Genomic DNA, 22,644 nt, shown 5'->3' with positions numbered 1-22,644 from the left:
CTTATTAATTCACCTTTCATGCTTTACCCCCAACGTTTGGGCCAATTCACCAGAGAACACGCAGATACCGTAGCCGCCCTTTTGTGTGGCTTACTGTTACTTTTCGGATGGTTCGCCTTGCATCTTGGCGCTTTGGGATTGGCGTTCCTACTACTACCCGCTGCTTATGTAATTGGTGGTTACGAAAGTGCGCGAGAAGGATTGACTACCCTCTTCAAAGAAAAAGAACTCGATGTAGATTTGTTGATGATTGTTGCCGCCATTGGTGCTGCTAGCCTCGGCTTATGGCGAAGAGAATATCATCTAATTATTGATGGGGCAATTTTGATTCTGATCTTTGCCATCAGTGGCGCATTAGAAGGCTATGCAATGCAGCGAACTGAGCGGAGTATCCGCAGTTTGATGAGCCTAACACCAGATACAGCAAGGGTTTTACTTCAGGGGAGGGAAGAGGAAATTCCGATCAATCAGCTAAAAGTGGGTGATGAGATTGTCGTCAAACCTGGAGAGCTAATTCCTACTGATGGGATAATTTTATCTGGTTACAGCACTCTCAATCAAGCTGCAATCACAGGCGAGTCTTTACCTGTAGAGAAAACAGTGGGCGAAGAAGTATTTGCCGGTACACTCAATGGCTATGGTGCATTGCAGATTAAAGTACACAAACCAGCCCAAAGCAGTTTAATTCAGCGGGTGATTCGTTTGGTAGAACAAGCGCAGACAGAAGCACCACCTTCCCAAGAGTTTATCGATCGCTTTGAGAAGGGATATGCCAAAGTCATTGTAGTAGCTGGGATATTGCTGGCAACTTTACCGCCATTTCTTTGGGGTTGGGATTGGGAAACAACAATTTATCGCGCTCTTACTTTCCTGGTGGTGGCTTCTCCCTGTGCGCTGATGGCTGCAATTATGCCCACCCTGCTTTCGGGAATCGCCAATGGTGCAAGACAGGGGATTTTGTTTAAAAATGGGGCGCAGTTGGAGAAGATTAGCCAAGTCCGTGCGATCGCATTTGATAAAACTGGTACTCTCACAACAGGACAGTTGCAGGTATTCCAGGTAGTTTCAGCTAGTGAATATACTAATAATGATGTATTAAAAGCCGCTGCTAGTATAGAATCCTCTTCCGAACATCCCATCGGTAAGGCAATTGTGCAGGCGGCTGGCGATTTAGATTGGGTTGCTGCAATCGAAGTGCAAGCTATACCGGGACAAGGAATTGTCGGAATTTCTCAAGAACAACAAATAATTGTCGGCAATGCCATTTTTGTGCAGCAGTATGTAACAAATTTACCTGAAGAATTGCAAGAAATCGTTCAATCTTGGGAGCAAGAGGGTAAAACTGTCGTTTGGGTAGCGAAGAACCCCACCCCCAACCCCTCCCCGCAAGCGAGGAGGGGAGCCGGATTTCAGGTGATGGGTGTAATTGCGATCGCAGATGAGGTGAGAGTCGAAGCAGCCGCAACCATCAGCCGATTAAAGCAACTCGGAATTGAGCAAATTGTCATGTTAACTGGGGATAATCAGGAAACTGCTCACAGTGTCGCCAAAGCAGTCGGAATCGATCGGGTATATGCTCAACTTCTACCAGAAGATAAACTGAATATTATCCGCCGTTTACAGCAACAATATCAAACAGTTGCAATGGTAGGTGATGGCATTAATGATGCACCAGCTTTAGCGCAAGCATCTGTAGGTATAGCGATGGGAGTATCTGGTAGCGATGTGGCATTAGAAACCGCAGATATCGTACTGATGGCAGACAGGTTAGAAAAAATTGCTGTAGCGATGCATTTAGGCAGGCGATCGCAAGCCATCGTAAAACAAAATATAGTTGTAGCGTTGAGTTTCATTATGTTGCTTTTAGTCGGCAACTTTCTAGGAAATATTAACCTACCCATCGGCGTAATTGGCCATGAAGGTTCCACAGTATTAGTTACCCTCAGTGGACTAAGATTATTGAAATAAGATAGCACGCAATATAAGCCCAAAAGCCAGATGTAGAGACGCGATTTATCGCGTCTTAAAAGACCAGAAATACCCGAAATGACTGAAATTGATGAATTAGACAGTCTCATCGGGTCAAAAAAAACAAAATTTGAGTATGGAGTGTGGTCAATACTCAATTCACATTAGACGTAAATTATTATTTTGAACTTTTAACTCCTAACTCCTAACTCATGCAAACCGATCCAAAACCAGGAACACTTTACGTTGTCGGCACACCAATTGGCAACCTGGAAGATATCACCTTTCGGGCAGTGCGAATTTTGCAAACTGTGGATATCATTGCTGCGGAAGACACGCGTCATACTGGGAAACTGTTACAGCATTTTCAAGTTAAAACACCCCAGGTAAGTTACCACGAACACAATCGTACTAGCCGTATTCCAGAATTATTAGAGCATTTAGTTAATAATAAAGCGATCGCTCTAGTGAGTGATGCTGGGATGCCAGGAATTTCCGATCCTGGATATGAACTGGTGAAAGCCTGTATTGAGGCGGGAATTCCAGTCGTTCCCATTCCTGGCGTTAGTGCAGCAATTACCGCTTTGAGTGCAGCTGGACTACCAACAGATCGGTTTGTCTTTGAAGGCTTTCTCCCAGCGAAAACCCAGCAGAGACAAGAACATTTAGAATCTCTGCAAACAGAATCTCGCACCTTGATTTTCTACGAATCGCCGCACCGTTTGCGAGATACTTTGCAAGACTTAGCTCTTGTTTGGGGAAACGATCGCCAAATTGTGCTAGGACGGGAGTTAACTAAATTGTATGAGGAATTTTGGCGGGGGACAATTGCCGAAGCGATCGCTTACTACTCCCAACGAGAACCCCAAGGTGAATATACATTAGTAGTCGCGGGAATTCCAGCCAGTCAGCCCCAACTGACAGAAGAAGAATTGAAAGCCGAATTGAAACAGTTAATTAGTCAAGGAATATCGCGATCGCAAGCTAGCCGTCAGTTAGCAAAATTTACTTCCCTTCCCCGTCGCCAACTATATCAACTAGCTCTTTCTATAGTCTCCAGTCCTGAGCCTTGAACGGCTGATATCGCTTTTTTGAAAATCAAAATTATAGATGTGAAATGTAGAGATTTCTTTATTTTTTCTTCCTTTTTTGTCCTTCTCTACGAGATACTACGCTTACCCATACAGGGAAGTAAGCTACACGTCGTGTCTCATATAGAATGCAGTTAGCTTCCTTATCTACATCTTGTATGATGTCAAATAGGATTGCTATACAAATACTTGAATGTACAGAATGTGACTAATTTGTATATTCATCCTCAAAGATGACTTGGCGAATATTCAAATGATATCCAAAGATTTCTGATATTAGTTCTTTAGATAGATCGGAAATTTTGGAGGCAAACTTTAATATGAAATTAGTCAAATGCAAACAAAGCAGATTTTCAGTGAAGGAGAAATTCGATGACTAACATTATTGCTTGGTTGGTTTTGGGTTTAATTGCAGGTGCGTTAGCTAAGTTATTTTATCCTGGAACCCAAGGCGGCGGTATTATCTCTACGATTGTATTAGGAATCCTGGGAGCCGTATTTGGTGGTTATTTGGGTCAAGTGTTGCTAGGAAGTAGTTCCGCAGCAGCTGCATCTGTAGGAGCTTTATCTCTGGGAAGCATTTTATTTGCTGTTATTGGTGCAATGATACTAATTTTCCTTTGGGGTTTACTGACTCGTCGAGCTGTGTAATTACCTCAAATTGAGGTAACAATTTTGGGAATCACTTCTAACTGCAATAAACCGATAAAATGACATTAGAAAAAGAGCGAAGAACTATAGGAGTTTTCGCTGGGTGTTCCGATGCACAATTGGTACTAAAGGAACTAAAATCTTCTAATTTTCCAATGGAGAAAGTTTCTGTTATTGCGCGGAATACAGAACAAAAAAGTGATATTGCTGGTGTTGAAATAATCGAAAACACTGGCAATACATCCTCAGAAGATGCTGCTGGAGCCGTTACTAGTGATGCTTTAGATGGTCTTACTGCTTTATCAGTCGATCTAGTCCTCTTAGTAATTCCTGGTATAGGTTCAGTTATCTTAGCCGGAGCGGAAGTAACTGCGATCGCTAACACTTTAGCAGGTGGTATGCCTGGTTTATTCCTAAGTTTAGGAATTGCTGAAAAGCAAGCACAGGGTTATAGCGATCTTGTCTGTAAGGGTTACTATTTGGTGATAGTAACCGGTATAGATATAGAAATTCGTCTCGCTAAGAGGATTTTTAATCGCCGTGATATTCAACAATGGGGAGTCTTTGAGCCATACTCGACCCCAAATAATCGCTATAAACACGCACTTGGTGTTTTCTATCAGCGTCAAGACGCAGAAAGAGCGCTCACTGAACTGAGAACTGCTGACTTCCCAATGAGTCAAATATCAATAGTTGTTAAAAATACAGACAACTTAAGTGATATTTATGAGGTAGAAATCAGCAGTTCCCAAGATAAATATACTACTTTAGGACTTTCTGATGAGTTAGCTAGATATTATGAACATCATCTGACTCTTGGTCATTACTTATTAGTATTAAAAGGTACTGATATCTATGTAGCAGGTGCAAGAGCTATTTTAGAGAGTAACAAGATTCAACATTTTAGTATTTATAGTCAATCTGAACTTGATGCGGCTAGAAGCGATCGCCAAGTTATTACCAACTTCTAGTTAATCCTCAAGTTAATATTAATAGTTTTTCCGACACACTATTATTGTGCGTATTACTAACAGCTGACACTCCCTATAATACGCTTGTACTGTAAATTATATACTTCTATGGGTATAGGTTGTCTTTTGAAACCTCAACTTTCCAGTGGAATAAATACAATACCGCTTGCGATCGCTAAGGTTACGGTTGCTCTGTAGTATTGATGTATAATGTCATAGATGTCATATCCAACCGCAAAAGCCACTATACTATATTTAGTGTTTAACTAAATTGTGTTTTCATAATTTAATTTTCACTATTCAACTTTTTAATTTTACTATCCAGCCTATTTGTAAAGCTCAAAGTTATTTAACTATTACAAGATAATTTTAAGAAATATCATTTTTTAGTAAAGTTGAATGTTAAATTTATAATTTCAACACAAGTGTTTCGTTATTCACGGCGAGATTCAATTACAAAATCAGGCATTTGCTTAATTTTCAGATATACTATAATATCGAATGGTTTATTGTTAATAAAGTTGTCAATATTTAAATAAATATATAATTATTTAAACTAACGTTACATTGAGAAAAATTAGGATATAAATGGTAATCGTTGGTATGCAAAAAACCAAGTCTATCCTAACATTAACTCAGTAGCCTCCATTTATCGAAACTCTTATGCTGTATTCATTTTTAATTTTTAATTCCGCCTTGCGGTAATAGTCTCAAAAACAGAAATAATTTGAATACCTGTTTGGAATAATGTTGAACCGTTTGAAGATTGGAACCAAGATTGGAGTAAGTTTTGCTTTGAGTTTGGCAACTCTGACCACGATTGGTCTAATCTCCTACCAAAGCACCAATGAGCTAATTGAAACTTCGGGCAAAGAAAGCCATACTTACAAGGTGTTAAGTCAGCTTGAAGACCTCAACTTGCAACTGACAAATGCTGAGACAGGGCAACGCGGTTACATTATTACTGGAGAACAGCGCTATTTAGAACCTTATAACGCTGCCATTCAAGTACTAAATCAAAAAGTTGGGGAACTTCAAAGGTTAACGGCAGATAACCCCAACCAACAAAATCGGCTTGATATTTTGCAGCCACTACTAACCGAGAGAATGGCTGTAATGAAAGATGTCATAGAGCTACGGCAAAGCCAGGGTTTAGAAGCTTCTCAGAAAGCTGTTCTCACAGACCAGGGTAAGCAGCTGATGGATAATATCCAGAAAGTTATCCAGGCGATGAAAAATGAAGAGAATGCACTGCTAAAACAGCGCTCTGACAAGGCGCAAGCAGCTGGTCGGCAAACCCTCGCCAGCATTGTCTATAGTATTCCCTTCTTTTCTTTACTCTTAGCTTTGATTGGATTCACCCTGACCAGACATATTTCAGTACCGCTGAAGCAAGTTTCTGATTTGGCAGAAAAAATGGCGGATGGGGATTTATCGGTAAGTTTACCAGATAGCGATCGCCAAGATGAAATTGGTGTGTTGACGCGCACCTTTAACCAGATGATCGTTAATCTGCGAAACACAACTCAAAAAAATGAGGAGCAAAACTGGCTAAAATCTAACTTAGCTGAATTTACCCAGATGCTCCAAGGGCAAAGAAATCTGGAAAGCGTGTCTAATGTGATCTTGTCGAATTTAGCACCACTAGTTGGGGCCTCACAAGGCGTTTTTTATGTAATGGACTCCATCAACGACCAGCCTGTGCTGAAGTTGTTGAGTGGTTATGCTTATAAAGAGCGGAAAAACCTAGCAAATCAGTTTCGTTTGGGTGAGGGATTAGTGGGACAATGCGCCCTAGAAAAACAAAGAATCCTCCTCACAGAAGTTCCCAGTGACTATATTCGCATCACTTCTGGTTTGGGAGAAGCACCACCGCTAAATATTATTGTGTTGCCCATACTATTTGAGGGGCAGGTAAATGCTGTAATTGAACTTGCCTCTTTTGGGCCTTTTAATAAGTTACACCTGACATTTTTAGAGCAATTGAGTGAAAATCTGGGTGTATTTTTAAATAACATCGCCTCACAATTGCAAACACAGCAACTACTTGAAGAATCTGTTGCTTTAACAGAGGAACTGCAAACCCAGCAAGAAGAACTACAGCAAAGCAATCAACGCTTGGAAGAACAGACGCAAGAACTGGAGGAATCACAATTTCTTGTCAAGCAATCTAACGAAGAATTGCAACAACTAAATGAGGAGCTAGAAGAAAAGGCAGAATTGTTAGAAGTTCAAAATCGAGAAGTAGCTCGCAAGAACCAGGAAGTTGAGCGGGCGAGGAAATCTTTTGAAGAAAAAGCTGAACAACTGGCCTTGTCTTCCAAATATAAGTCAGAATTTCTGGCGAATATGTCCCACGAACTGCGGACACCGTTAAATAGCCTATTAATTTTAGCAAGGCTGCTCGCAGATAACTCTCTTAACAACTTGACCGACAAACAGGTAGAGTACAGCCGGACTATTTACTCGGCTGGGACTGATTTGCTGGAATTGATCAATGACATTCTAGATTTGGCAAAAATTGAGTCGGGTACTATGTCGCTCGATATTGAGCAAATTGCTCTTGCAGATTTGGAAACATCTCTAGAGCAGACTTTCCGGCAAGTTGCCCACAAGAAAGAAATCAGTTTTACTATTGAACGGGATGAGAAGTTACCCCTGACAATTTATAACGACTCCAAACGTCTGCAACAAGTACTGAAAAATCTCCTAGCTAACGCCTTTAAATTTACAGAACAGGGAGGCGTGAAGTTACAAATATCCCAAGTTGATAATTCCACGATTGCTTTTGCCGTCAGCGACACGGGCATAGGCATTCCAGCCGAAAAGCAGAAGATTATTTTCGAGGCATTTCAGCAAGCAGATGGCACAACTAGCCGCAAGTATGGCGGGACTGGCTTGGGCTTATCCATCAGCCGTGAATTAGCTCAACTGTTAGGAGGGAGAATTGAACTACTCAGCCAACCAGCACAGGGAAGCACCTTCACCCTTTACTTGCCCAGGCAACAGGAAAAGCATGGCCCAAATATCACTACACCACCTCTTGAGCCAACTACCTCTACCCGTACAACATCGACCAGAAAAGAAGTCTCACTGGTGGAAAACAGACCCCCAACTGTGGACATCTCTCCATCAGTGAAAGTGCTTCCTAGCTTACCCCACGATATTCCAGATGACCGGGAAATAATTCAATCGGGCGATCGCATTTTGTTAATTATCGAGGATGACGATAAATTCGCCCGTATCTTACTAGATATGGCACGTCAGCAGGGCTTTAAAACTATTGTTGCTTTACAGAGCAAACAAGGTCTAGCACTAGCAGAACAGTTTAAACCCAATGCAATTATGCTAGATATCCATATGCCAGAGATGGATGGTTGGACGGTGCTGGATCGTCTAAAGCATAAACCAGATACCAGACATATACCAGTACACATACTTTCTGTCGATGAAAGACAACAACGGGGATTACAGCTAGGAGCGATTACCTATCTGCAAAAACCCGTGTCTCCAGAAGCGCTAACTCAGGTATTGACTGATATTAAAGGCTTTATTGAGCGTCAGGTCAGAAATCTCCTGATTGTAGAAGACGATCCCGTACAAGCTCAAAGTATTATCGAACTAATTGGAAATGGTGATGTCCAGAGTACAGCAGTGGGCACGGGAGCAGAAGCCCTGTTGATTTTGCGATCGCAACACTTTGATTGTATGGTACTGGATCTTGGTCTGCCCGATATGAGTGGCTTTGCACTTATTGAGCAAATCAAACAAGAACCCAGGCTGTTGAAACTGCCAATTATCGTTTACACCGGCAAAGAACTCAGCCGACAAGAAGAAACCCAGTTGCGCGGGCTAGCAGAGACAATTATTATTAAAAATGTGCGATCGCCAGAGCGGTTGTTAGACGAAACTGCCCTGTTTTTGCATCGAGTGCAAGCAAATTTGCCTACACCAAAGCGGCAAATGCTAGAGCAACTACACCAAAACGATCCGGTGCTGGCAAATCGGAAAATTTTGATTATAGACGATGACCTACGGAATATTTTTGCCCTGACTAGCTTTTTAGAAAGCTATCAAATGCAAGTGCTGTTTGCCGAAAATGGCAGAGATGGCATAGAGATGTTGCAAACTAATCCTGACATTAATATAGTATTGATGGATATCATGATGCCGGGAATGGATGGTTACGAAACCACCCGCGCCATCCGCCAGCAACAACAGTTTCGCTCACTACCAATTATTGCTTTAACTGCCAAAGCCATGCCAGGCGATCGCGAAAAGTGCATCGAAGCTGGAGCCTCTGATTACATTACCAAACCTGTAGATACTGAGCAACTACTTTCACTACTCCGCGTTTGGTTGTATCGTTAAAGAGTCATCTTTTTTATTAGCTTTTTCCAAGAGGGCTTTTCCATACTCATCACATTCTAAAGAATCCTCAAAAACAGGAACTCCCATTTTTTCAAGATACCTTATGTATATTCCATTAAGTTGATCGTCTTCAACTAAAAATGTAGCAATTTTCTTGTCATAAGATAAACAATATATTATGCCACTATTTAATTTAGGTGTACCCCAGATATAATAATTTTCTATTAAGCCAAACTGCGTAAGTTCATCATGAATAAGCTCATCAGTGATCCCAGGTCTAGTCTTAATTTTAACTTTTTTCTCTTTCATATTTTTAACTTCTTATGAGAACGAGGAAAGCCTCATCGGAGCAGAGGGAGAAAGAGTTTTCTGTAAACCACTCTTTGTTGGGTTTCACGACCTTCAACCCAACCTACAAATCTTCAAAACCTACGCAGTATTGAGTACACATCTATTTTTTATTTTCCATATTCTCATTTAACTTTTGCATAAATTCTTGATGTTCTGTGGCAGCTAAACCTGCTTGTAACACAGATAACACCGTTGCCATTTCTCCTGACAGTAAGGCAGGTACTGGCAACCACAACCCCGGAAACACCTGACTGCGAATAATTCCCTGCTCATCGGTTGGTAGCGAAACATACTCGTCCGCTTGCAGCCTAAACCAATCCAACTGATTATCTAATGTTCGCCAGACAATGTACTCCTGTACTCCATTCCGTCGATAGATGCGTTTTTTATCATGTAAATCGATAGCTGCACTGCTTGCTGCTACTTCTATCACCAGTTCGGGTGCGCCTTGGATATAATCATCCTCACTAATCAACGCCTGTCTGCCTGGAATGAATAGTACCGCGTCAGGCTGTGGTTCATTATCCGCATCTAAACGTACTGTGGGTTCAATTCCCAGAACAAGTCCAGGCGTTGCCGTTTTATAATTCCACAACCACCCAATCAGGTTTCCATGTGGTTCCCCATGACTTTTAATTCTGAGTGGGGATGCCATAATATACACAACTCCTTCAACCAGTTCAGCTTTTCTTAAATGCGGCATTGCCTGATAGCGACGCTCAAATTCGTAGCGAGATAAGCGATCGCCATTTTCCAGAGGTAAAACTGAAATCACTTTTTTAGGAGTTGCAACCATCCTTTTGTCCTCTTTACCCAAATTGTCCAAACTGAATCAAAATCTTGTTGTTTGGCAGTGCTGCATCCATTTTACTACCGCATATCAAAAAGCTCTTGTGCAGCGATTAGGGATGCTTTCGCCCACAAGGGACGTTAATGTTGAATAACTAAAAGCAAAAGCCCACACTGCACCCGATCAAGGATCCAATGTGGGTAATTTATCCCAGCGTTGCTGAATTAGGGGATGATTCTTGTGGGGTGGGCAGGATGCCATTGGTGTCAAGTTAAGAAAAATGGATGGCAGTTCTGAGTTCAGGGTAACTGAAAGTTTTTTAACTTAAAACAAACGCTCTAGCGTAAAACTAGAGCATTTGACAATTTCAAATGTGACCGTTTTTAAGACAGGATTTACTGTCCGATTTCATAGAAATTTAAATAAACTATACAACTATTTTGCATAATTCTTGGAACAGTAGGTTTACTACTTTACTCATCAGCTTTCCTTGAATGTGTTTGCCACCTAGTAGCTTCTCACCTTGTTCGGTGACGTTAGCTTTGAGTGAGTCGCGGTAGTCAATCAGTTTCTTGGTTAGTTCGTTCTCCGGCAGTCTGCCAGTTTCCACGCCAGTTAGAACGTACTGCCAGAGACTAATTCTACACAATGATGAACCGCTAGCTTTTTCTACAAGCCCATCCCCCGACTGTTCCAGAACTGTACCCATACCCAAACGCATTTTGAAGGTGTCGCGGCTGCGGTTGCGTTTAATTCGTTTGGTGTCACCTGCTAATCGCCGGACTGTGGTCTGTCCGTTTTTGCGATCGCGCTCCGTTTTCTTCACCTCACGGACTTCGTACTCAATTACGGGCTTACCGTTAATTCCTAGGAACGACTCAAAGGGGTAAATCCTGGTGAGTAAACGCGATCGCACTCTCAACCCAAAACCGAACTTGTCAAACACAGTCATGTAAGGCTTAAACGCAAGTTCAGACAACATTTCACTGATTCTTGCTTCTAAGCGCTGCTCATAGAGTGAGATATCACACATCCATTCAGCGTGGAGTTCCAGGATTGGGTCGATTTCAATTCCGTAGTCCTTGGCGATAGATATTTTATAGCGATTTTCGATTCGGGTTTTCCCGGCGGGTGAGATTTCGAGCCTTTTAGCTAACCATGCCCAAAGGGGCGGTAGGAATCCTGCCTTGGTAGATGTGCTTTTGGTATGCGCCACTTCTGGGAATTGCCAAGCGAGAAGCTGACGAGCATAATTCACAATTGGCGATTGTACGCGGTTGAGGTGTTCGAGTTGCTGACAGAGGTCGCGGAGTTCATCGATCGGTTCTGGGCGGTGCATAAGGAAATACCTCAGATTCAACTCCCCAGTTTCCAGTCGGTGATCTGGATCGTGACCGTAGGCGGCCATCGCTAAAGCGTCGGCGGGGTCGCTTTTGTTCGGGAGGTTTTTGCCTTCGCGATAACGCCGCAGCTCGACGTGACCAACCCACAAAATTTTGATTTCTAACTTATTGAGGATGGATGCCCACAGTCTTGAATAGTGGTTTCCCGTTGGTTCAAGAATCGCATAATCTGCTTTGATTTCTGCTAGGTAATCAGCAAAGTCAAAAGCAGACTTTTGTTTCTTTCTAGCATCAGGATTGGAGTAAAAAGCCGGATATAAAGTAGATGCTTTATTTCTTGTTTTATTCCAATATGCCTGTAATCCGCCCTTGGGATATTGTGTTAAAATGTGAGTGGTTATACTCGATTTACTAACATCAATTCCCAGAATTATTAATTCTGTTGTCATGGTTCTGCGTAGCTTATGGTGAGGTTTCAAGGACTGGCATCCTTTGAATTACCCGAACTTAATAGCGCACGAATCACCCTAACGCCCCACACTTGAGGGGCGCGATTCAGGAGTAAACGCATTCGGGGAATTAATTAGAGTTGTGCCGCGCATGAACTCAGGAACGCCACACATTAGGGGCGCAATTCAATTTGAACGCCGCACTTTCTCTAATTAACTTGCGGATGCTTTGGACACAATCCGCGACGGTGGCAACGATGCTACCGTTTCGGCTACTGTGTCAGGTAGCCCATGCCGTAGCGCGATCGCAACAATTGCGATTCATCAGGCGGTTATATGCTTTCGAGAGTGACGGTAATTGTGTGTAAGTCTTTCATCAGTATTTCTTGAGTGTCTTCTGTGGCATTTTCAACCTTTGAGATAAACTCAATTAATTCATCTAACTGAGCTTTAGCCCTAATTAACTTGTGCCATTCAATGTAGTAATCCCAGCTTGGATCTGGTTGTGGAATATTTAAATTTTCTTCATTACTCATAAATTTCATCCTCGTCAAATTCGTCGTCATCTGGGTAGTAGTAAGGAGGCATTTCGCCCCAAGACTTGCGCCAAAAATCATCACCATGCAAATATTCGCGACCGCATAATTCCGGTGGTGTACCGGGAATTAAAATCATTGCGATACCTTGAGCAAATAGTGGGGGATATCCTTGCTCAGGGTCTTTTAAATCAGTCCAGCAATGACAATTGTTGATGTATTTTGTGCCTTGATAAATCCATTCCAGCTTGAAAAATTCATAATGCCAGCGTTCTTGGTTTCCCCAATCTTGGGGACGCGCAAATGACATGATTGATGTTTCGGCAATAGAACCGTCTTTCTCTAAGCAATAAACAGTTACGACGTTATGAACTTCAGTTATTTGTATTTGGTCTGAATTGGTTTCATTCATGGTCTTGAATCGCTAAAATTAAAACCCGTCTGGGACATCGCCGCGTGTCCCAGGTTCAAAAGGGATGTTGTCTGGATCTGCCTCCTCAACGAATTCGGCAGTAACTGACTGTGACTCTGGGTTAGCGGCGTTTAATAACCTCTGAAATTGAGGCATTGAAGGCGCTTCTGGTTTGATGCCTTGCGCTCTTAAAAATTCTGCTGTCGCTTCCCACTCACTACGAAGCTTGTTCATCTTCTGTTCAAGTTCGCGGTTTTCGGATCGTAATTTCCGATTTTGGTTGTAGAGTTCCTCGGACTTTGGCCCAACTGCTGTTATGGCTTGTTGTCTCAAGTCCTCAACTACTGAAGTTACTGTCTCCCCCGCTTCTAGTTCAACTGTAAAACCGATTCTCTCGTTACTGTAATCACCAATGGATATTAAGAAGTGAGCATGGACTAATTTGATTTTCATAGCGTTAGAATGTGTGCTATTTTTTACTTGTTTGAATCGATTTATTAATTGCGATCGCGTCCCAAAAACACGATCGCAATTGATTTGAGCTATCCTTTAACTTCCTGCGTTTGGGGTAGATCGAAAACTACCTCGTATACTCCCCCGCCCTGGCGGAAAATGCTTGCAAAAGCATCGGCATCAGACCGACTACGAACCCTAGCAATGCAAGCATTTTCGCCATTGGGCAGACGGCGGAAAATTGCCCAAGGTCTCAATTGATCGCGGTAACTCATAATTTAGAATTCCTAATTGTGTAAAAAAGACCAGAGCAAATGTTACCAGTCACGCTGGTGCAACCATATATATTCAGGGGTGTCGTAGTGGGTTTTATTCCATAGGCAATGCCTCCCTCGTATCTGAAAGGCTGCGACCCCAGCGCACTTGATTAATCAGCCCCTCAATTAACCCCTCTTTATCCGAAAGGGGGACGGAGCTATTGATTTGATGCCCGACTGTGTAGATTTCTTCGCGGCATCTGCCAGGGGATTGGTCACAAAGCTGAATCGCGATCGCACTTATTAAAAACAGCTTCTCGCGCCTAGACATCAGTTCAAAAGTACTACCATAGCGCTCTTGGAGCGATTCCAGTAAGGAGCCGTCGTTTATGGTGTAGCTGGTAAAATGCCCTATTGGCTTTGACATTGGTACAATTTCCTCAATGCAAATAATCGTAGACTTGGCGATCGCCCCAAATCAGGGATGGTAGGCGATCGCCTTTTCAATAATTAGATTTCCTCCTCCTCGTCTGACTCTGGCTCTACTATTTCGCCGATAACGATAGTTACGCCGTCATCTCCTTTGGAGAAATCAACGATCGCAAATTCAACATCATCAACGTCTCTTATGTTCACCACCGTGTCATCTGGGTAGTGTTTCAGGTTTGTAATCAGTTCTAAAACTGTGGTTGTCATGTTGGTTCTGAGGCTAGTATTTCTTCGTCTGTGCGGTCGAGGTTCACAAATGTGAATCTTATTAGAGTGTCTCCAACTACTGTGCAACTCATTTGGCCTGCCTCTGTGCCTGCCTCTGTGCCTACCTCCGCATCATCAGGCAGGCATCGTAGGTTTCTAATTAATTCGGCAAGAGTGATTGTCATGTTATTTCCAAAGTAAGTTTGCAGACATGAAATATCACCGCGCAGTCAACTCGTGATCTACGCTCAGTTCAAGGTGATAAAAGGGTGGTTCCGCGCCGGGGCATAAAAACAGTGGCGTGGGTGCTTGCTCCGGTTTATTGGGATGCCCTGCCACTTTGCAGGGGGGAGCTAAAAAATTATTCTACTAATGTAGAACTCATGATATAAATTAATCATGAGTAGAACTCCCTTGTCAAGCATTCTACTCATGCTTAATTATTCTGCTCATGTAAAATGGAGTAAATGTGTGGATGACGTGAATGGCAAGACCAAAGAAATCGGCAGAAGACGTAGCGACAGTAGGACTCAGCCTCAGTCAAAGCGCGTGGGAGGATCTAAAAATAAGAGCCAACGCAATGGGACTATCGAGATCAAAATTAGTGGAGAAGATAGCAACAGGGGAAATCCCGATTGGAAGCTTGCCCCAATCAGAGACACAACTGCTGGGAAAATCTTAGAGCGCCTGGAAGCCCTGGAGAAGCGGCATTTAGAATACGTGCATTCTCACCAAGCTCGGCTAAAGGCGCGGCTGGGGGAAAGTGAAGAAGCTGAAAATGAATTCAAGGAAGAGTCAAACCAGATAAAAAGTGATATTTATCATCTGGTAGCTCGTGAAAAGAGTGGAGATGAAGTAATAGAAGTTAAATAAAACCGTCCTGCCACAGTGGCAAGGGCGGTTTTGTTTTGCGATCGCGGATTGTGGGTGGAGGGGTGCGATCGGGGTGCTGGCAAATGATAAATGACTTTTGACAAATGAACAGAACTGAATACCTTAACTCGTCCAAACAGCGTGCCAATGAATACCTCGACATGGGATTTATAAAGTTAGCGTGGCAATCTTTCTCTAGCGACCTGATAAAACATGACGAGCTTATAAACCACCCAGGACTTGGAATTGGAGTGCAAAAGCTAATTCTCGGACATCTCGCAACAGAATCAGGAATGCGGAAGTTCATCAATGACTTCTCGTAATTCCCTAAACCAATGACCAAATGTAAAAACAGGCGCGGCAATCTCTGTCAGCCACCAGAAAACGATGAGCCGAGGTGCAAAACTTGCCCTTACAAACCTTGGCGAACCTTTGAACCAGACTTAGACTACGACGATGAAGATGGACTGTGTCACCTTGACCGCACCTCACCGGAAGACTATGAGCCAGAGCCGATTTGGTGCATTTTAGATTTTTAGCGATGCCTACGGCGGCAAGCTACGCGGTTGACTAATGACAAATGACGAATAACCAATGACTAAATCAAAAATCTCATCAAAAGTAGTTCGAGCTAGAAGCCTTGCCGTCTACGAGCTAGAGAAACTTTTCGACTATATCCGCACCATTGACCCGGAACTTGAGCCTGACCAAGCGATCGCGCTGACAGCATACATCTTGAGCGATTTACCAAACTTGTTTGTGCAAAATCCTGAGTTAGTCGCTCGGATAAAAGACATAGCCGCAAACATCAAGCAGAAACGTTCGCACAATTGACCGAAAAAAACCAAAAAGCCACCAAAGATTTAGCGATCGTGGTGGCTCTCTGTGAGAATAACTAATAGTATTATGCCACAAAATAGCCAAAACAATCCTAATTTCTGGACACAGAAACATCAAGAGCTTTGCTTGAAATATCGGATAAAAGCAGCATATCAACAGTTTTGGTGCTGGTTAACAAACTACGCCAAGCCAGGCAAAGTAATAGAAGTTACATTACATGAATTTAATGCCTGGGTAGAGAAACAATCAGGACAACCACTATCCGAAAGGCATCTAAAAAATCTCGTCAAAAGACTACTTGAATTCGGACTAGTTAGGCTGATAAAAAAATATAGCTGGCACGAATTCAAGTTAATAATCAAACCTCTAGAGTGGTTAGAACCACTTAGAAAACGAGCGGAAAAAAGATCCGAAATCAGGATCGATAGTTCCAAAATATCGCCTCAAACCCAAGAAAACAGTTCTCTCGCTCATCAGGAGCCTAGTCAGCAGCAGCAATTAGATATTAAGCCAAACACCCATGTATCCGATGAAACCAAAAATGAAATTAAACAACTCGCTCAAAAAGTAGATATTCACCTACCTGAAAAGTGTGAAGTCTACAATTACGCAATCGAAAAAATCTTCTTAGCCTTAAACCTTGTTTTCTTACGCAATAAACGAGATTCAATTAATAACCGCATCGGCTTATTGATTGATTGCTTGCGCTGGGAATACTGGAATGAACCAGAAAACCTACGTTTACTTCACAAAGCTGGAATTATTACCCCAGAGTCTCTTTACTACGACTATTACTCTACATAAAAACTGCTTCTACTCTCTAGTAGTAGAAGCAGCGGACATAATAACCAACTCGATTATGAACCAACCTACACTTTTTGATTTAGAAGCTTTTACCAAGTCCTCACTCCCTACTCCCGTTTACGATCCTGCTTGGGATGAAGAACTTGCGCCCCAACATTCTCAACCAGAAACCAGATGGAATCCCGCTCACTTTGGGGAAGTCCCGCGCAAGTTAGAAGACGACGGACAAATTTCTATTTTTTACGACGATAGCGATGAACCACCAGACCCAGACGATTACTTAAACCGGGATGATTACGAGCAGGACTGGGGCGAGTGGGAATTACGTGTTGGGGCGCAAGTTACCACAAGCACTATTGCAACCACAGTAGAATCTCGTGTTGGGGCGCAGGTATCACACGTTACCCAAAAAGTTGCGCCCCAACACGATACCCATTGGGTAGAGAAATACTGGGTCAAACGAGCAGGTAATAAATATTGGTATTACCGTTACTGCTGGATGGTAGGCAGGAAGAAAAATCGGTGCTACATCGGCAGTGTGGACAGTATCACCGCCAAGCGTAAAAAGGCAGATGTGGAAATTGCGATCGCAGATGGTAAATTACCAATTGAGATTGAGCAGTTAATCCGAGGCTGGAAACATGAGCCGTCCACCATGCCCAAGATGTGACCAAACAACACTAATTTTTAAAAACGGTAGCTATCGATTGTCTGACGATACTTTGGTTCAAAGGTGGTTTTGTCAGCGATGCCGCAAAGGCTTTACTCCTGCAACAGTTCAGGAGATTGGCGCAGCAGTTCTTGAAGCTTCCGCAACTCATCCCAAGTACGAGATGTAATGTCTGGTTTCGCAAAAAGCTGTGTAGAGCGGTAATTCTTGGTTCTCCAAGCGATGTAACGGTCAATTATTTGTAAGAAATCCCCTATCAGCACGGGGATTTTTTCAGACTCATTGGTTATCAGCTTGGAGTCAACAGCCCTAGCGTAAGTCAAAATGTCATCTTTGAGCGCTACGGGGACGCGAATTGTGGTTGTTTCCCCACCGCTCCAAGTGCTACCTGATTCCCAGGTTGTGTTATTCCGTGCCATAGATTAATTGCCGTGTTACACGGCAATGTTACCACTTACGCTAGTCCCCAATGCCCAATCAAAAGCGATCGCCCTTTATCCGATTAGTGCGATCGCTTGCTTGTTGCTTTGAAATTTTAGATTTTCAGTTTATCTCAACTCTGGGTAAACCCGATCAACCTCCTCCCATGCCTGATTCGCCAAAAATTCGAGCGCCATAGCTAAATACACTGGATGGTCATATTCACCACCTTGTAAACGCTCGAAGAAGATTTCGATTTGGAGGAATAGGAGATTGGGGTTCATAGAGTTGCTATAGCGCCCTCAAGGTCGGCATCATTCACATCGATATAAACCGCCAACATCTTCAAATCCGCATAACCCAATAGCTTTTGAATAATTCTTAGTGACACGCCGTTTCGAGCCAAATGGGTTACAAAACTTCGGCGGCTGGAATGAGTGCTTAGTCCTCGGCTCTCCAAACCAGCTTTTTGCACAGCTTCCCGAAACACCATATCCGCATATCTCAGAGAGATGTGCTTGATAATTTCCCCTTCGGTGTAGCTCCTTTTGGAAGGAAATAACCACTCCGAATCTGGATCTTCTGGGGTGTATGCCTTCAAAGCTTCGCGAAGAGTTGGGTGTACTGGCACTTGCCTAGTTTTCTGAACTTTCTTTTTTCCACCTACATACAGCCTTGCGAGTGCGGGCCCGAAAAGTAATCAATTTAAGCGGGTTACCCTCAGCATCATAAAGATCCGCAATTTTCATTTGCACCAGTGCCCCCCACCTCTCCCCCGTGAACCATGCCAAGTCTAAAAGCAATTTGTATTTTTGGCTTTGGATGTTATTACGGATTCGAGAATATTCCTTGGCCGTAAAAACAGCCGCTTGTCCATTGCGGTTGTTTTTCATAGAATTATTTTGATGTTAATGACTTCCGGATTAACCATTGTGAGGTGTTAATCTGGAAGCTTTTATTTTTCAGGTATTACCTAAATACGCATCAATCCTAATCACAGCAATGGTTTGGTGTCGTCCGTGAAACTTCCGGTTTTACATAAAAGTGGAACATTTACATTATTTTGATTACTTCATACAACGGATTTATTCACATCATCAAAAAATCCGTTTTATGGCAGAACCTACAATTGTTCAAATTTTTGGAACAGGTGCGACACGTTTAGCCAGTGGAGCAGCAACACCAAGCGCAGGGCTGTTTATTCCTGATTCAGCGCTACAAACAGCAGGCTTAGCAACTCCTTCCACAGCAACAGCAGAAGGTCATTTAGTAGCGATTGCGGTCAACGCCAAAAGTTATCTTACTCAAACTAATTTTGATGCAAATATTGACCAGTCTTTAATCGTTACAGACGGATTCTCAAGTTTCACTACAAGGGGAACTGACAACACTGCATATAGACAAGACCAATTAACATTAAGCCTTGCCAAAGTTGACACTAGCTCAACAATTGACCCGGATAATTACTAATGGCAATCGGACACGTACACGGAACAGTTGCCAGCGGCGCAACGGGTAGTTACATTCCGGCTGATTCTCCTAGCATTGATATCCCTCCCAATGCTACGGGTGGCTATGATGTCACCTACACCTATTTCACCTTTTTCGCTGGTCAGAACGCCTACCATTGCCTAATTAATGGCATTGACATTTATCCTGGAGCAGGATGGCTAATAGATTCTTGTGTGTGGATATTAGACACTACAGATGTACCGCACGACTGTGTTAACGGTGTGTGTATACCTGCAAGCACTCATGGCACTTTAGGTTTATATGCATCGCTAGCGGCTTGCGAAGTAGCTTGTGGCGTTCATGGCTGTAGCGGTCAGTGTGTTGGCAACAGCGATTGGGCGCAAATTGAAGGCTTATCTAATCAATTAAAAAATAGAAATTGCGGCTAAATATATGAGCACCTCCAGCGTGATTGGGAGTATGCAATCAGCGCTAGATTGTGCTGGCAAGTGTGATTGTTGCGCCAAACTTCAGCAACAAATCGATGCAATTAATGCAAGGCTTGGCAACATCAAACCTGTTAATGAATTGTCATTAAAAAATTCTATCAAAGCTTCACTACAACCAGAGCTTACGACTTTTGTAGCTGGCGCTGTAGTAGTAGCTACAAACAAACTACAGCCTCAAATTGACACACTCACCAGCCAGGCAAGGCAGAACCTTGAAAAACTATTAAACGCAGAAAAAGTAGGTAACAACGGACTTGCAATAGCAACACAAACCGCCAAAAATGCTGGTGCCGATCGCGCTGAAATTGCTAGGATTGCTAGACTAGCTCATCAAGCTGATGTTGCCGCAAATGCAGCATCAACAGCCGCCGGCACTTCAACAAAGGTTGCAAACACCGCCTTTGATGCAGCAGGTAACGCACAGAAAAAAGCTGCATTACTTGAAAAACAATCAGCCGATGCCTTCAAACGGCTGAATCAAGTAGAAGATATCGCTGCTACGGCGGGGCGGGAGTCGAAACTAGCAAGCGGTTTGTCAAATCAAGCAGTATCCAGGTCAGGACAAGCTGTCACCGAAGCAACCCAGGCAGCAAAAGATGCGCTTGATGCTAATAATGCAGTAGGCGGGTTCAAAGGAACGGTAGAAGGATTAAAAGGGCGAGTCGGCGCACTTGGGGAATCAATCGCAAGACTAGAAACAGCCGTAGGGAATGCTGTTACCAGTGCTGCAAAAGCAGTAGGCATAAGCGAAGCGGCTCTAAATGCAACTGGTAGGATTTTAGGGAAAATAGCGGAAATATTTAATATCATCGGTACTTTTGCAGTGCTTTTTGAGCAACTAGCAACTCTCAATGTGTTAGGCGGGCGAATTGATGCTGTAGAAAATGGTGTAGTGGCACTTGGTAATGATGTATCCCGTGTTCTCGGTAAACTTTTAGGCTTGCAGAATCGCATTGGCAACAACGAAACTACGATCGCACAAATCAAGAATATTGCACTTGATGCTAAAGGTATTGGCGAGGCGGCGAATCTAAAAGCAGGGGCAGCACAGGTGACATCTGCTAGGTCCCAAGGAATTGCTGAATCTGCGCTAGGTAACGCAAAACAAGCACAGTTGACCGCAGACGGTGCGGTTCGGAATGCTGCAACAGCAAATGAGAACGCGACAACAGCCTACAAACAAGGTGTTAAGGCAGAAGGTGTTGGGGAGCAAGCTAAACGTATCGGGATTGATGCTTTGGGCAAGGCAGGAGCAGCACTGACTACGGCGCTGACTGCGATCGCACTATATCAAACCGTAAAATCTTTGCGCGGGTTGCCTGGTATACCTGGCAGGCAAGGCGAAAGAGGATTGCAGGGAGCGCAAGGGATACCCGGCAGAGATGGTATCACTACAGTAGTGCAAGTTGCCGGCGTCCCTGGCAGGGATGGGCTAAATGGTAGAAATGGTTCGCCGGGAATACCGGGGAGGAATGGTAGAGATGTGAGTCCAGCAGATTTAGCAAGTTTGAGAGCATTGATAATTTCTCAACACGCCGCAACACGAACTAATATAAACACAGCATCAGCAGGGTTAGTAGGTGGTGTAAAGACTTTTTTCACAACCCAACTGGCGGGGATAACAGCGCTGATTACTGCGATCGCAACCAATACTTATGTCGAGAAAGCCCTAAGTGTTCTGACATTTGCGGCAACAGTACATAATGCCTTGATGTTGTCAAATAACCTTGGGCAAACTTTTACAACAATCGTGGATCAAGTAGTTGGGCTTATACTGCCAAAGGGTTTAGATGGCACGCCAATTAGTTTTAGCAATGTCCTTGGGAAAGCTGTTCACGAAATTATTGCAGACAGTATTGGTGAAACAAACTATCAAGAACTTTCAAAAGAGTGGCAAGCAGCGAACCGAATCTATCAAGCTGCGAGTAATGTCTACAATCAAATTTCCAATCTTGGCGGTGTAGTAATTGGTGGTTTGGAAGTCATCGGAGGAAATGTAGGCAAGATTGGCAATGCCTTAAGGAAAGGAGGAGTACTTCTCGAAAATGCCTACAGTTATATGAATCCTCAGCCGAACTTAAAAGGTAAGTTTTTCGAGCAAATGAACCTCGTTGGTGAGAATTTGCAAGCAATCGCCCTAGTTACTGCAATTCCTATCGCTTTAGCTGCTGCAAAAGACGGTGTTGATAGTAGCGTAGCCGACCTGAAGCGGGAGATATCACAGACAGACCCTACAGATGCGCAAGGACATCCACTTCATAACGCCGATGGTACAGTAATTCATTACAAGCCCGGTCTAGATGTTCCCGATCCTGCCGCAGTCAAGACTGAAGGCGATCAAGCAAAAGCTGATTCCACTAATTTCTTGCAGCTAGTGCTTGACGATATCTTTGACGGGGGTGATTAAATGACCAACATAATACCAAAGCCACCTTCAGAAGATTCCTTGCCTGATAACTTCGATCCTTTTGAGCATTTGCAAAAAATTTATATACCTCAACACAATGCACTTGTTCAAAAATATTTCTCTGACTTAGGAGATGATTGGAAACCAAATATAGCAAGCCCTCGCAGCGCTTTAAGAGTTGCTTGCACGATGGTTGACAATGACAATCAATTAATGATGAATTTGCGGCATCATTTATAATCCCCTAGTTAAAATTTGAAATCACCCTTAAAAAACAAAGCTAAAAAACAAAGGAAACATTAAATGTTTCCGGGAAAAAAGAAAGCCCAA

The 22,644-nt window shown here is 43.1% G+C and carries 30 protein-coding genes and 1 pseudogene; 18 read left to right on the top strand and 13 right to left on the bottom strand.

Features of this window, described 5'->3' with window-relative positions; genetic code table 11:
* Positions 1-18 precede the first annotated feature (18 nt).
* From V7K44_RS29320 to V7K44_RS29300, 6 genes and pseudogenes are all read left to right on the top strand, one after another.
* Entirely contained in the window at positions 19-1,968 is a 1,950-nt protein-coding gene (locus V7K44_RS29320) for a heavy metal translocating P-type ATPase (RefSeq protein WP_334936998.1), read from the top strand.
* Positions 1,969-2,034: 66 nt separating this feature from the next.
* Positions 2,035-2,126, top strand: a pseudogene (locus tag V7K44_RS33320) (IS1 family transposase); the annotation flags it as partial.
* 54 nt (positions 2,127-2,180) lie between these two features.
* Positions 2,181-3,041: a 16S rRNA (cytidine(1402)-2'-O)-methyltransferase gene (rsmI, locus tag V7K44_RS29315; protein ID WP_334936996.1), complete on the top strand. Its 861-nt coding sequence runs from the start codon at positions 2,181-2,183 to the stop codon at positions 3,039-3,041.
* Between the two features lie 390 nt (positions 3,042-3,431).
* Positions 3,432-3,710, top strand: coding sequence for a GlsB/YeaQ/YmgE family stress response membrane protein (locus V7K44_RS29310; RefSeq protein WP_099101768.1), 279 nt, complete (start codon positions 3,432-3,434; stop codon positions 3,708-3,710).
* Positions 3,711-3,865: 155 nt separating this feature from the next.
* Positions 3,866-4,681, top strand: a complete 816-nt coding sequence (locus V7K44_RS29305) for a hypothetical protein (protein WP_334936994.1) — start codon at positions 3,866-3,868, stop codon at positions 4,679-4,681.
* Between the two features lie 747 nt (positions 4,682-5,428).
* Positions 5,429-9,052: a response regulator gene (locus tag V7K44_RS29300; protein WP_334936992.1), complete on the top strand. Its 3,624-nt coding sequence runs from the start codon at positions 5,429-5,431 to the stop codon at positions 9,050-9,052.
* Here V7K44_RS29300 and V7K44_RS29295 read toward each other — a convergent pair.
* The 3 genes from V7K44_RS29295 to V7K44_RS29285 all read right to left on the bottom strand — a co-directional run bounded on the left by V7K44_RS29295 (position 9,026) and on the right by V7K44_RS29285 (position 11,985).
* Entirely contained in the window at positions 9,026-9,361 is a 336-nt protein-coding gene (locus tag V7K44_RS29295; protein WP_334936990.1) for a hypothetical protein, read from the bottom strand. The genes V7K44_RS29300 and V7K44_RS29295 overlap by 27 nt on opposite strands.
* 142 nt (positions 9,362-9,503) lie before the next feature.
* Complete coding sequence (locus V7K44_RS29290; RefSeq protein ID WP_334936988.1) at positions 9,504-10,199, bottom strand: Uma2 family endonuclease; 696 nt, start codon at positions 10,197-10,199, stop codon at positions 9,504-9,506.
* Positions 10,200-10,620: 421 nt separating this feature from the next.
* Positions 10,621-11,985 carry an IS110 family transposase gene (locus V7K44_RS29285; protein WP_334936986.1) on the bottom strand — a complete coding sequence of 455 codons (1,365 nt, stop codon included), beginning with the start codon at positions 11,983-11,985 and terminating at the stop codon, positions 10,621-10,623.
* Positions 11,986-12,176: 191 nt separating this feature from the next.
* Here V7K44_RS29285 and V7K44_RS29280 point away from each other — a divergent pair, with 191 nt between their 5' ends.
* A complete protein-coding gene (locus V7K44_RS29280) occupies positions 12,177-12,353 on the top strand; it encodes a hypothetical protein (protein WP_334936984.1) in 177 nt (58 codons plus the stop codon).
* On the opposite strand, the gene V7K44_RS29275 is transcribed toward V7K44_RS29280, so the two are convergent.
* From V7K44_RS29275 to V7K44_RS29245, 7 genes are all read right to left on the bottom strand, one after another.
* Positions 12,318-12,521: a hypothetical protein gene (locus tag V7K44_RS29275; protein WP_334936982.1), complete on the bottom strand. Its 204-nt coding sequence runs from the start codon at positions 12,519-12,521 to the stop codon at positions 12,318-12,320. The genes V7K44_RS29280 and V7K44_RS29275 overlap by 36 nt on opposite strands.
* The gene (locus V7K44_RS29270; RefSeq protein ID WP_334936980.1) at positions 12,514-12,933 is read right to left on the bottom strand and encodes a hypothetical protein; all 420 of its coding nucleotides are present in this window, start codon (positions 12,931-12,933) and stop codon (positions 12,514-12,516) included. Before V7K44_RS29270 ends, V7K44_RS29275 begins: the two co-directional genes overlap by 8 nt.
* An 18-nt stretch (positions 12,934-12,951) precedes the next feature.
* Positions 12,952-13,386, bottom strand: a complete 435-nt coding sequence (locus V7K44_RS29265) for a hypothetical protein (RefSeq protein ID WP_334936978.1) — start codon at positions 13,384-13,386, stop codon at positions 12,952-12,954.
* 89 nt (positions 13,387-13,475) lie between these two features.
* Positions 13,476-13,661, bottom strand: a complete 186-nt coding sequence (locus tag V7K44_RS29260) for a hypothetical protein (RefSeq protein ID WP_334936976.1) — start codon at positions 13,659-13,661, stop codon at positions 13,476-13,478.
* A 94-nt stretch (positions 13,662-13,755) separates the two neighbouring features.
* Positions 13,756-14,070 (bottom strand): hypothetical protein, encoded by a 315-nt coding sequence (locus V7K44_RS29255; RefSeq protein WP_334936974.1) that lies wholly within the window; start codon positions 14,068-14,070, stop codon positions 13,756-13,758.
* A gap of 83 nt (positions 14,071-14,153) precedes the next feature.
* A complete protein-coding gene (locus V7K44_RS29250; RefSeq protein ID WP_334936972.1) occupies positions 14,154-14,339 on the bottom strand; it encodes a hypothetical protein in 186 nt (61 codons plus the stop codon).
* The gene (locus V7K44_RS29245; RefSeq protein ID WP_334936971.1) at positions 14,336-14,524 is read right to left on the bottom strand and encodes a hypothetical protein; all 189 of its coding nucleotides are present in this window, start codon (positions 14,522-14,524) and stop codon (positions 14,336-14,338) included. Before V7K44_RS29245 ends, V7K44_RS29250 begins: the two co-directional genes overlap by 4 nt.
* 247 nt (positions 14,525-14,771) lie before the next feature.
* Here V7K44_RS29245 and V7K44_RS29240 point away from each other — a divergent pair, with 247 nt between their 5' ends.
* The 6 genes from V7K44_RS29240 to V7K44_RS29215 all read left to right on the top strand — a co-directional run bounded on the left by V7K44_RS29240 (position 14,772) and on the right by V7K44_RS29215 (position 17,526).
* Positions 14,772-15,212 (top strand): hypothetical protein, encoded by a 441-nt coding sequence (locus V7K44_RS29240; RefSeq protein ID WP_334936969.1) that lies wholly within the window; start codon positions 14,772-14,774, stop codon positions 15,210-15,212.
* 104 nt (positions 15,213-15,316) lie between these two features.
* A complete protein-coding gene (locus tag V7K44_RS29235; protein ID WP_334936967.1) occupies positions 15,317-15,535 on the top strand; it encodes a hypothetical protein in 219 nt (72 codons plus the stop codon).
* A gap of 12 nt (positions 15,536-15,547) precedes the next feature.
* Entirely contained in the window at positions 15,548-15,751 is a 204-nt protein-coding gene (locus tag V7K44_RS29230; RefSeq protein WP_334936965.1) for a hypothetical protein, read from the top strand.
* Between the two features lie 55 nt (positions 15,752-15,806).
* Positions 15,807-16,046 carry a hypothetical protein gene (locus tag V7K44_RS29225; protein ID WP_334936963.1) on the top strand — a complete coding sequence of 80 codons (240 nt, stop codon included), beginning with the start codon at positions 15,807-15,809 and terminating at the stop codon, positions 16,044-16,046.
* Positions 16,047-16,118: 72 nt separating this feature from the next.
* Complete coding sequence (locus V7K44_RS29220; protein ID WP_334936961.1) at positions 16,119-16,856, top strand: hypothetical protein; 738 nt, start codon at positions 16,119-16,121, stop codon at positions 16,854-16,856.
* A gap of 55 nt (positions 16,857-16,911) precedes the next feature.
* A complete protein-coding gene (locus V7K44_RS29215; RefSeq protein ID WP_334936959.1) occupies positions 16,912-17,526 on the top strand; it encodes a hypothetical protein in 615 nt (204 codons plus the stop codon).
* Positions 17,527-17,618: 92 nt separating this feature from the next.
* On the opposite strand, the gene V7K44_RS29210 is transcribed toward V7K44_RS29215, so the two are convergent.
* A complete protein-coding gene (locus V7K44_RS29210) occupies positions 17,619-17,945 on the bottom strand; it encodes a hypothetical protein (RefSeq protein ID WP_334936957.1) in 327 nt (108 codons plus the stop codon).
* A gap of 50 nt (positions 17,946-17,995) precedes the next feature.
* On the opposite strand from V7K44_RS29210, the gene V7K44_RS29205 reads away from it, so the two are divergent.
* Positions 17,996-18,145 (top strand): hypothetical protein, encoded by a 150-nt coding sequence (locus V7K44_RS29205; RefSeq protein ID WP_334936955.1) that lies wholly within the window; start codon positions 17,996-17,998, stop codon positions 18,143-18,145.
* A gap of 81 nt (positions 18,146-18,226) precedes the next feature.
* Here the strand turns inward: V7K44_RS29205 and V7K44_RS29200 are convergent, their stop codons facing one another.
* Both V7K44_RS29200 and V7K44_RS29195 read right to left on the bottom strand, forming a co-directional pair.
* The gene (locus V7K44_RS29200; protein ID WP_334936953.1) at positions 18,227-18,577 is read right to left on the bottom strand and encodes a tyrosine-type recombinase/integrase; all 351 of its coding nucleotides are present in this window, start codon (positions 18,575-18,577) and stop codon (positions 18,227-18,229) included.
* Between the two features lie 4 nt (positions 18,578-18,581).
* The gene (locus V7K44_RS29195; protein ID WP_334936951.1) at positions 18,582-18,839 is read right to left on the bottom strand and encodes a hypothetical protein; all 258 of its coding nucleotides are present in this window, start codon (positions 18,837-18,839) and stop codon (positions 18,582-18,584) included.
* A 220-nt stretch (positions 18,840-19,059) separates the two neighbouring features.
* On the opposite strand from V7K44_RS29195, the gene V7K44_RS29190 reads away from it, so the two are divergent.
* The 4 genes from V7K44_RS29190 to V7K44_RS29175 are packed head-to-tail and all read left to right on the top strand — an operon-like array spanning position 19,060 to position 22,554.
* A complete protein-coding gene (locus tag V7K44_RS29190; RefSeq protein WP_334936949.1) occupies positions 19,060-19,416 on the top strand; it encodes a hypothetical protein in 357 nt (118 codons plus the stop codon).
* The gene (locus V7K44_RS29185) at positions 19,416-19,847 is read left to right on the top strand and encodes a hypothetical protein (protein ID WP_334936947.1); all 432 of its coding nucleotides are present in this window, start codon (positions 19,416-19,418) and stop codon (positions 19,845-19,847) included. The genes V7K44_RS29190 and V7K44_RS29185 overlap by 1 nt, the downstream gene beginning before the upstream one ends.
* Before the next feature lie 4 nt (positions 19,848-19,851).
* Positions 19,852-22,314 (top strand): collagen-like triple helix repeat-containing protein, encoded by a 2,463-nt coding sequence (locus V7K44_RS29180; RefSeq protein ID WP_334936945.1) that lies wholly within the window; start codon positions 19,852-19,854, stop codon positions 22,312-22,314.
* Positions 22,315-22,554, top strand: coding sequence for a hypothetical protein (locus tag V7K44_RS29175; protein ID WP_334936943.1), 240 nt, complete (start codon positions 22,315-22,317; stop codon positions 22,552-22,554). It abuts the gene before it with no gap.
* The last annotated feature ends 90 nt before the right edge of the window (positions 22,555-22,644 follow it).

This window comes from Nostoc sp. (assembly GCF_036917235.1).
GTDB lineage: Bacteria > Cyanobacteriota > Cyanobacteriia > Cyanobacteriales > Nostocaceae > Nostoc.
Note: the sequence above shows the minus strand (reverse complement) of the source record. Positions and strands in the feature narration are given on the sequence as shown.

Bases quoted from the DNA above. Each gene is read 5' to 3' on its own strand.
- V7K44_RS29320 (WP_334936998.1), top strand. From the start codon at position 19: ATGCTTTACCCCCAACGTTTGGGCCAATTCACCAGAGAACACGCAGAT.
- rsmI (WP_334936996.1), top strand. From the start codon at position 2,181: ATGCAAACCGATCCAAAACCAGGAACACTTTACGTTGTCGGCACACCA.
- V7K44_RS29310 (WP_099101768.1), top strand. From the start codon at position 3,432: ATGACTAACATTATTGCTTGGTTGGTTTTGGGTTTAATTGCAGGTGCG.
- V7K44_RS29305 (WP_334936994.1), top strand. From the start codon at position 3,866: ATGGAGAAAGTTTCTGTTATTGCGCGGAATACAGAACAAAAAAGTGAT.
- V7K44_RS29300 (WP_334936992.1), top strand. From the start codon at position 5,429: ATGTTGAACCGTTTGAAGATTGGAACCAAGATTGGAGTAAGTTTTGCT.
- V7K44_RS29295 (WP_334936990.1), bottom strand. From the start codon at position 9,361: ATGAAAGAGAAAAAAGTTAAAATTAAGACTAGACCTGGGATCACTGAT.
- V7K44_RS29290 (WP_334936988.1), bottom strand. From the start codon at position 10,199: ATGGTTGCAACTCCTAAAAAAGTGATTTCAGTTTTACCTCTGGAAAAT.
- V7K44_RS29285 (WP_334936986.1), bottom strand. From the start codon at position 11,985: ATGACAACAGAATTAATAATTCTGGGAATTGATGTTAGTAAATCGAGT.
- V7K44_RS29275 (WP_334936982.1), bottom strand. From the start codon at position 12,521: ATGAGTAATGAAGAAAATTTAAATATTCCACAACCAGATCCAAGCTGG.
- V7K44_RS29270 (WP_334936980.1), bottom strand. From the start codon at position 12,933: ATGAATGAAACCAATTCAGACCAAATACAAATAACTGAAGTTCATAAC.
- V7K44_RS29265 (WP_334936978.1), bottom strand. From the start codon at position 13,386: ATGAAAATCAAATTAGTCCATGCTCACTTCTTAATATCCATTGGTGAT.
- V7K44_RS29260 (WP_334936976.1), bottom strand. From the start codon at position 13,661: ATGAGTTACCGCGATCAATTGAGACCTTGGGCAATTTTCCGCCGTCTG.
- V7K44_RS29255 (WP_334936974.1), bottom strand. From the start codon at position 14,070: ATGTCAAAGCCAATAGGGCATTTTACCAGCTACACCATAAACGACGGC.
- V7K44_RS29250 (WP_334936972.1), bottom strand. From the start codon at position 14,339: ATGACAACCACAGTTTTAGAACTGATTACAAACCTGAAACACTACCCA.
- V7K44_RS29245 (WP_334936971.1), bottom strand. From the start codon at position 14,524: ATGACAATCACTCTTGCCGAATTAATTAGAAACCTACGATGCCTGCCT.
- V7K44_RS29240 (WP_334936969.1), top strand. From the start codon at position 14,772: ATGCTTAATTATTCTGCTCATGTAAAATGGAGTAAATGTGTGGATGAC.
- V7K44_RS29235 (WP_334936967.1), top strand. From the start codon at position 15,317: ATGAACAGAACTGAATACCTTAACTCGTCCAAACAGCGTGCCAATGAA.
- V7K44_RS29230 (WP_334936965.1), top strand. From the start codon at position 15,548: ATGACCAAATGTAAAAACAGGCGCGGCAATCTCTGTCAGCCACCAGAA.
- V7K44_RS29225 (WP_334936963.1), top strand. From the start codon at position 15,807: ATGACTAAATCAAAAATCTCATCAAAAGTAGTTCGAGCTAGAAGCCTT.
- V7K44_RS29220 (WP_334936961.1), top strand. From the start codon at position 16,119: ATGCCACAAAATAGCCAAAACAATCCTAATTTCTGGACACAGAAACAT.
- V7K44_RS29215 (WP_334936959.1), top strand. From the start codon at position 16,912: ATGAACCAACCTACACTTTTTGATTTAGAAGCTTTTACCAAGTCCTCA.
- V7K44_RS29210 (WP_334936957.1), bottom strand. From the start codon at position 17,945: ATGGCACGGAATAACACAACCTGGGAATCAGGTAGCACTTGGAGCGGT.
- V7K44_RS29205 (WP_334936955.1), top strand. From the start codon at position 17,996: ATGCCCAATCAAAAGCGATCGCCCTTTATCCGATTAGTGCGATCGCTT.
- V7K44_RS29195 (WP_334936951.1), bottom strand. From the start codon at position 18,839: ATGAAAAACAACCGCAATGGACAAGCGGCTGTTTTTACGGCCAAGGAA.
- V7K44_RS29190 (WP_334936949.1), top strand. From the start codon at position 19,060: ATGGCAGAACCTACAATTGTTCAAATTTTTGGAACAGGTGCGACACGT.
- V7K44_RS29185 (WP_334936947.1), top strand. From the start codon at position 19,416: ATGGCAATCGGACACGTACACGGAACAGTTGCCAGCGGCGCAACGGGT.
- V7K44_RS29180 (WP_334936945.1), top strand. From the start codon at position 19,852: ATGAGCACCTCCAGCGTGATTGGGAGTATGCAATCAGCGCTAGATTGT.
- V7K44_RS29175 (WP_334936943.1), top strand. From the start codon at position 22,315: ATGACCAACATAATACCAAAGCCACCTTCAGAAGATTCCTTGCCTGAT.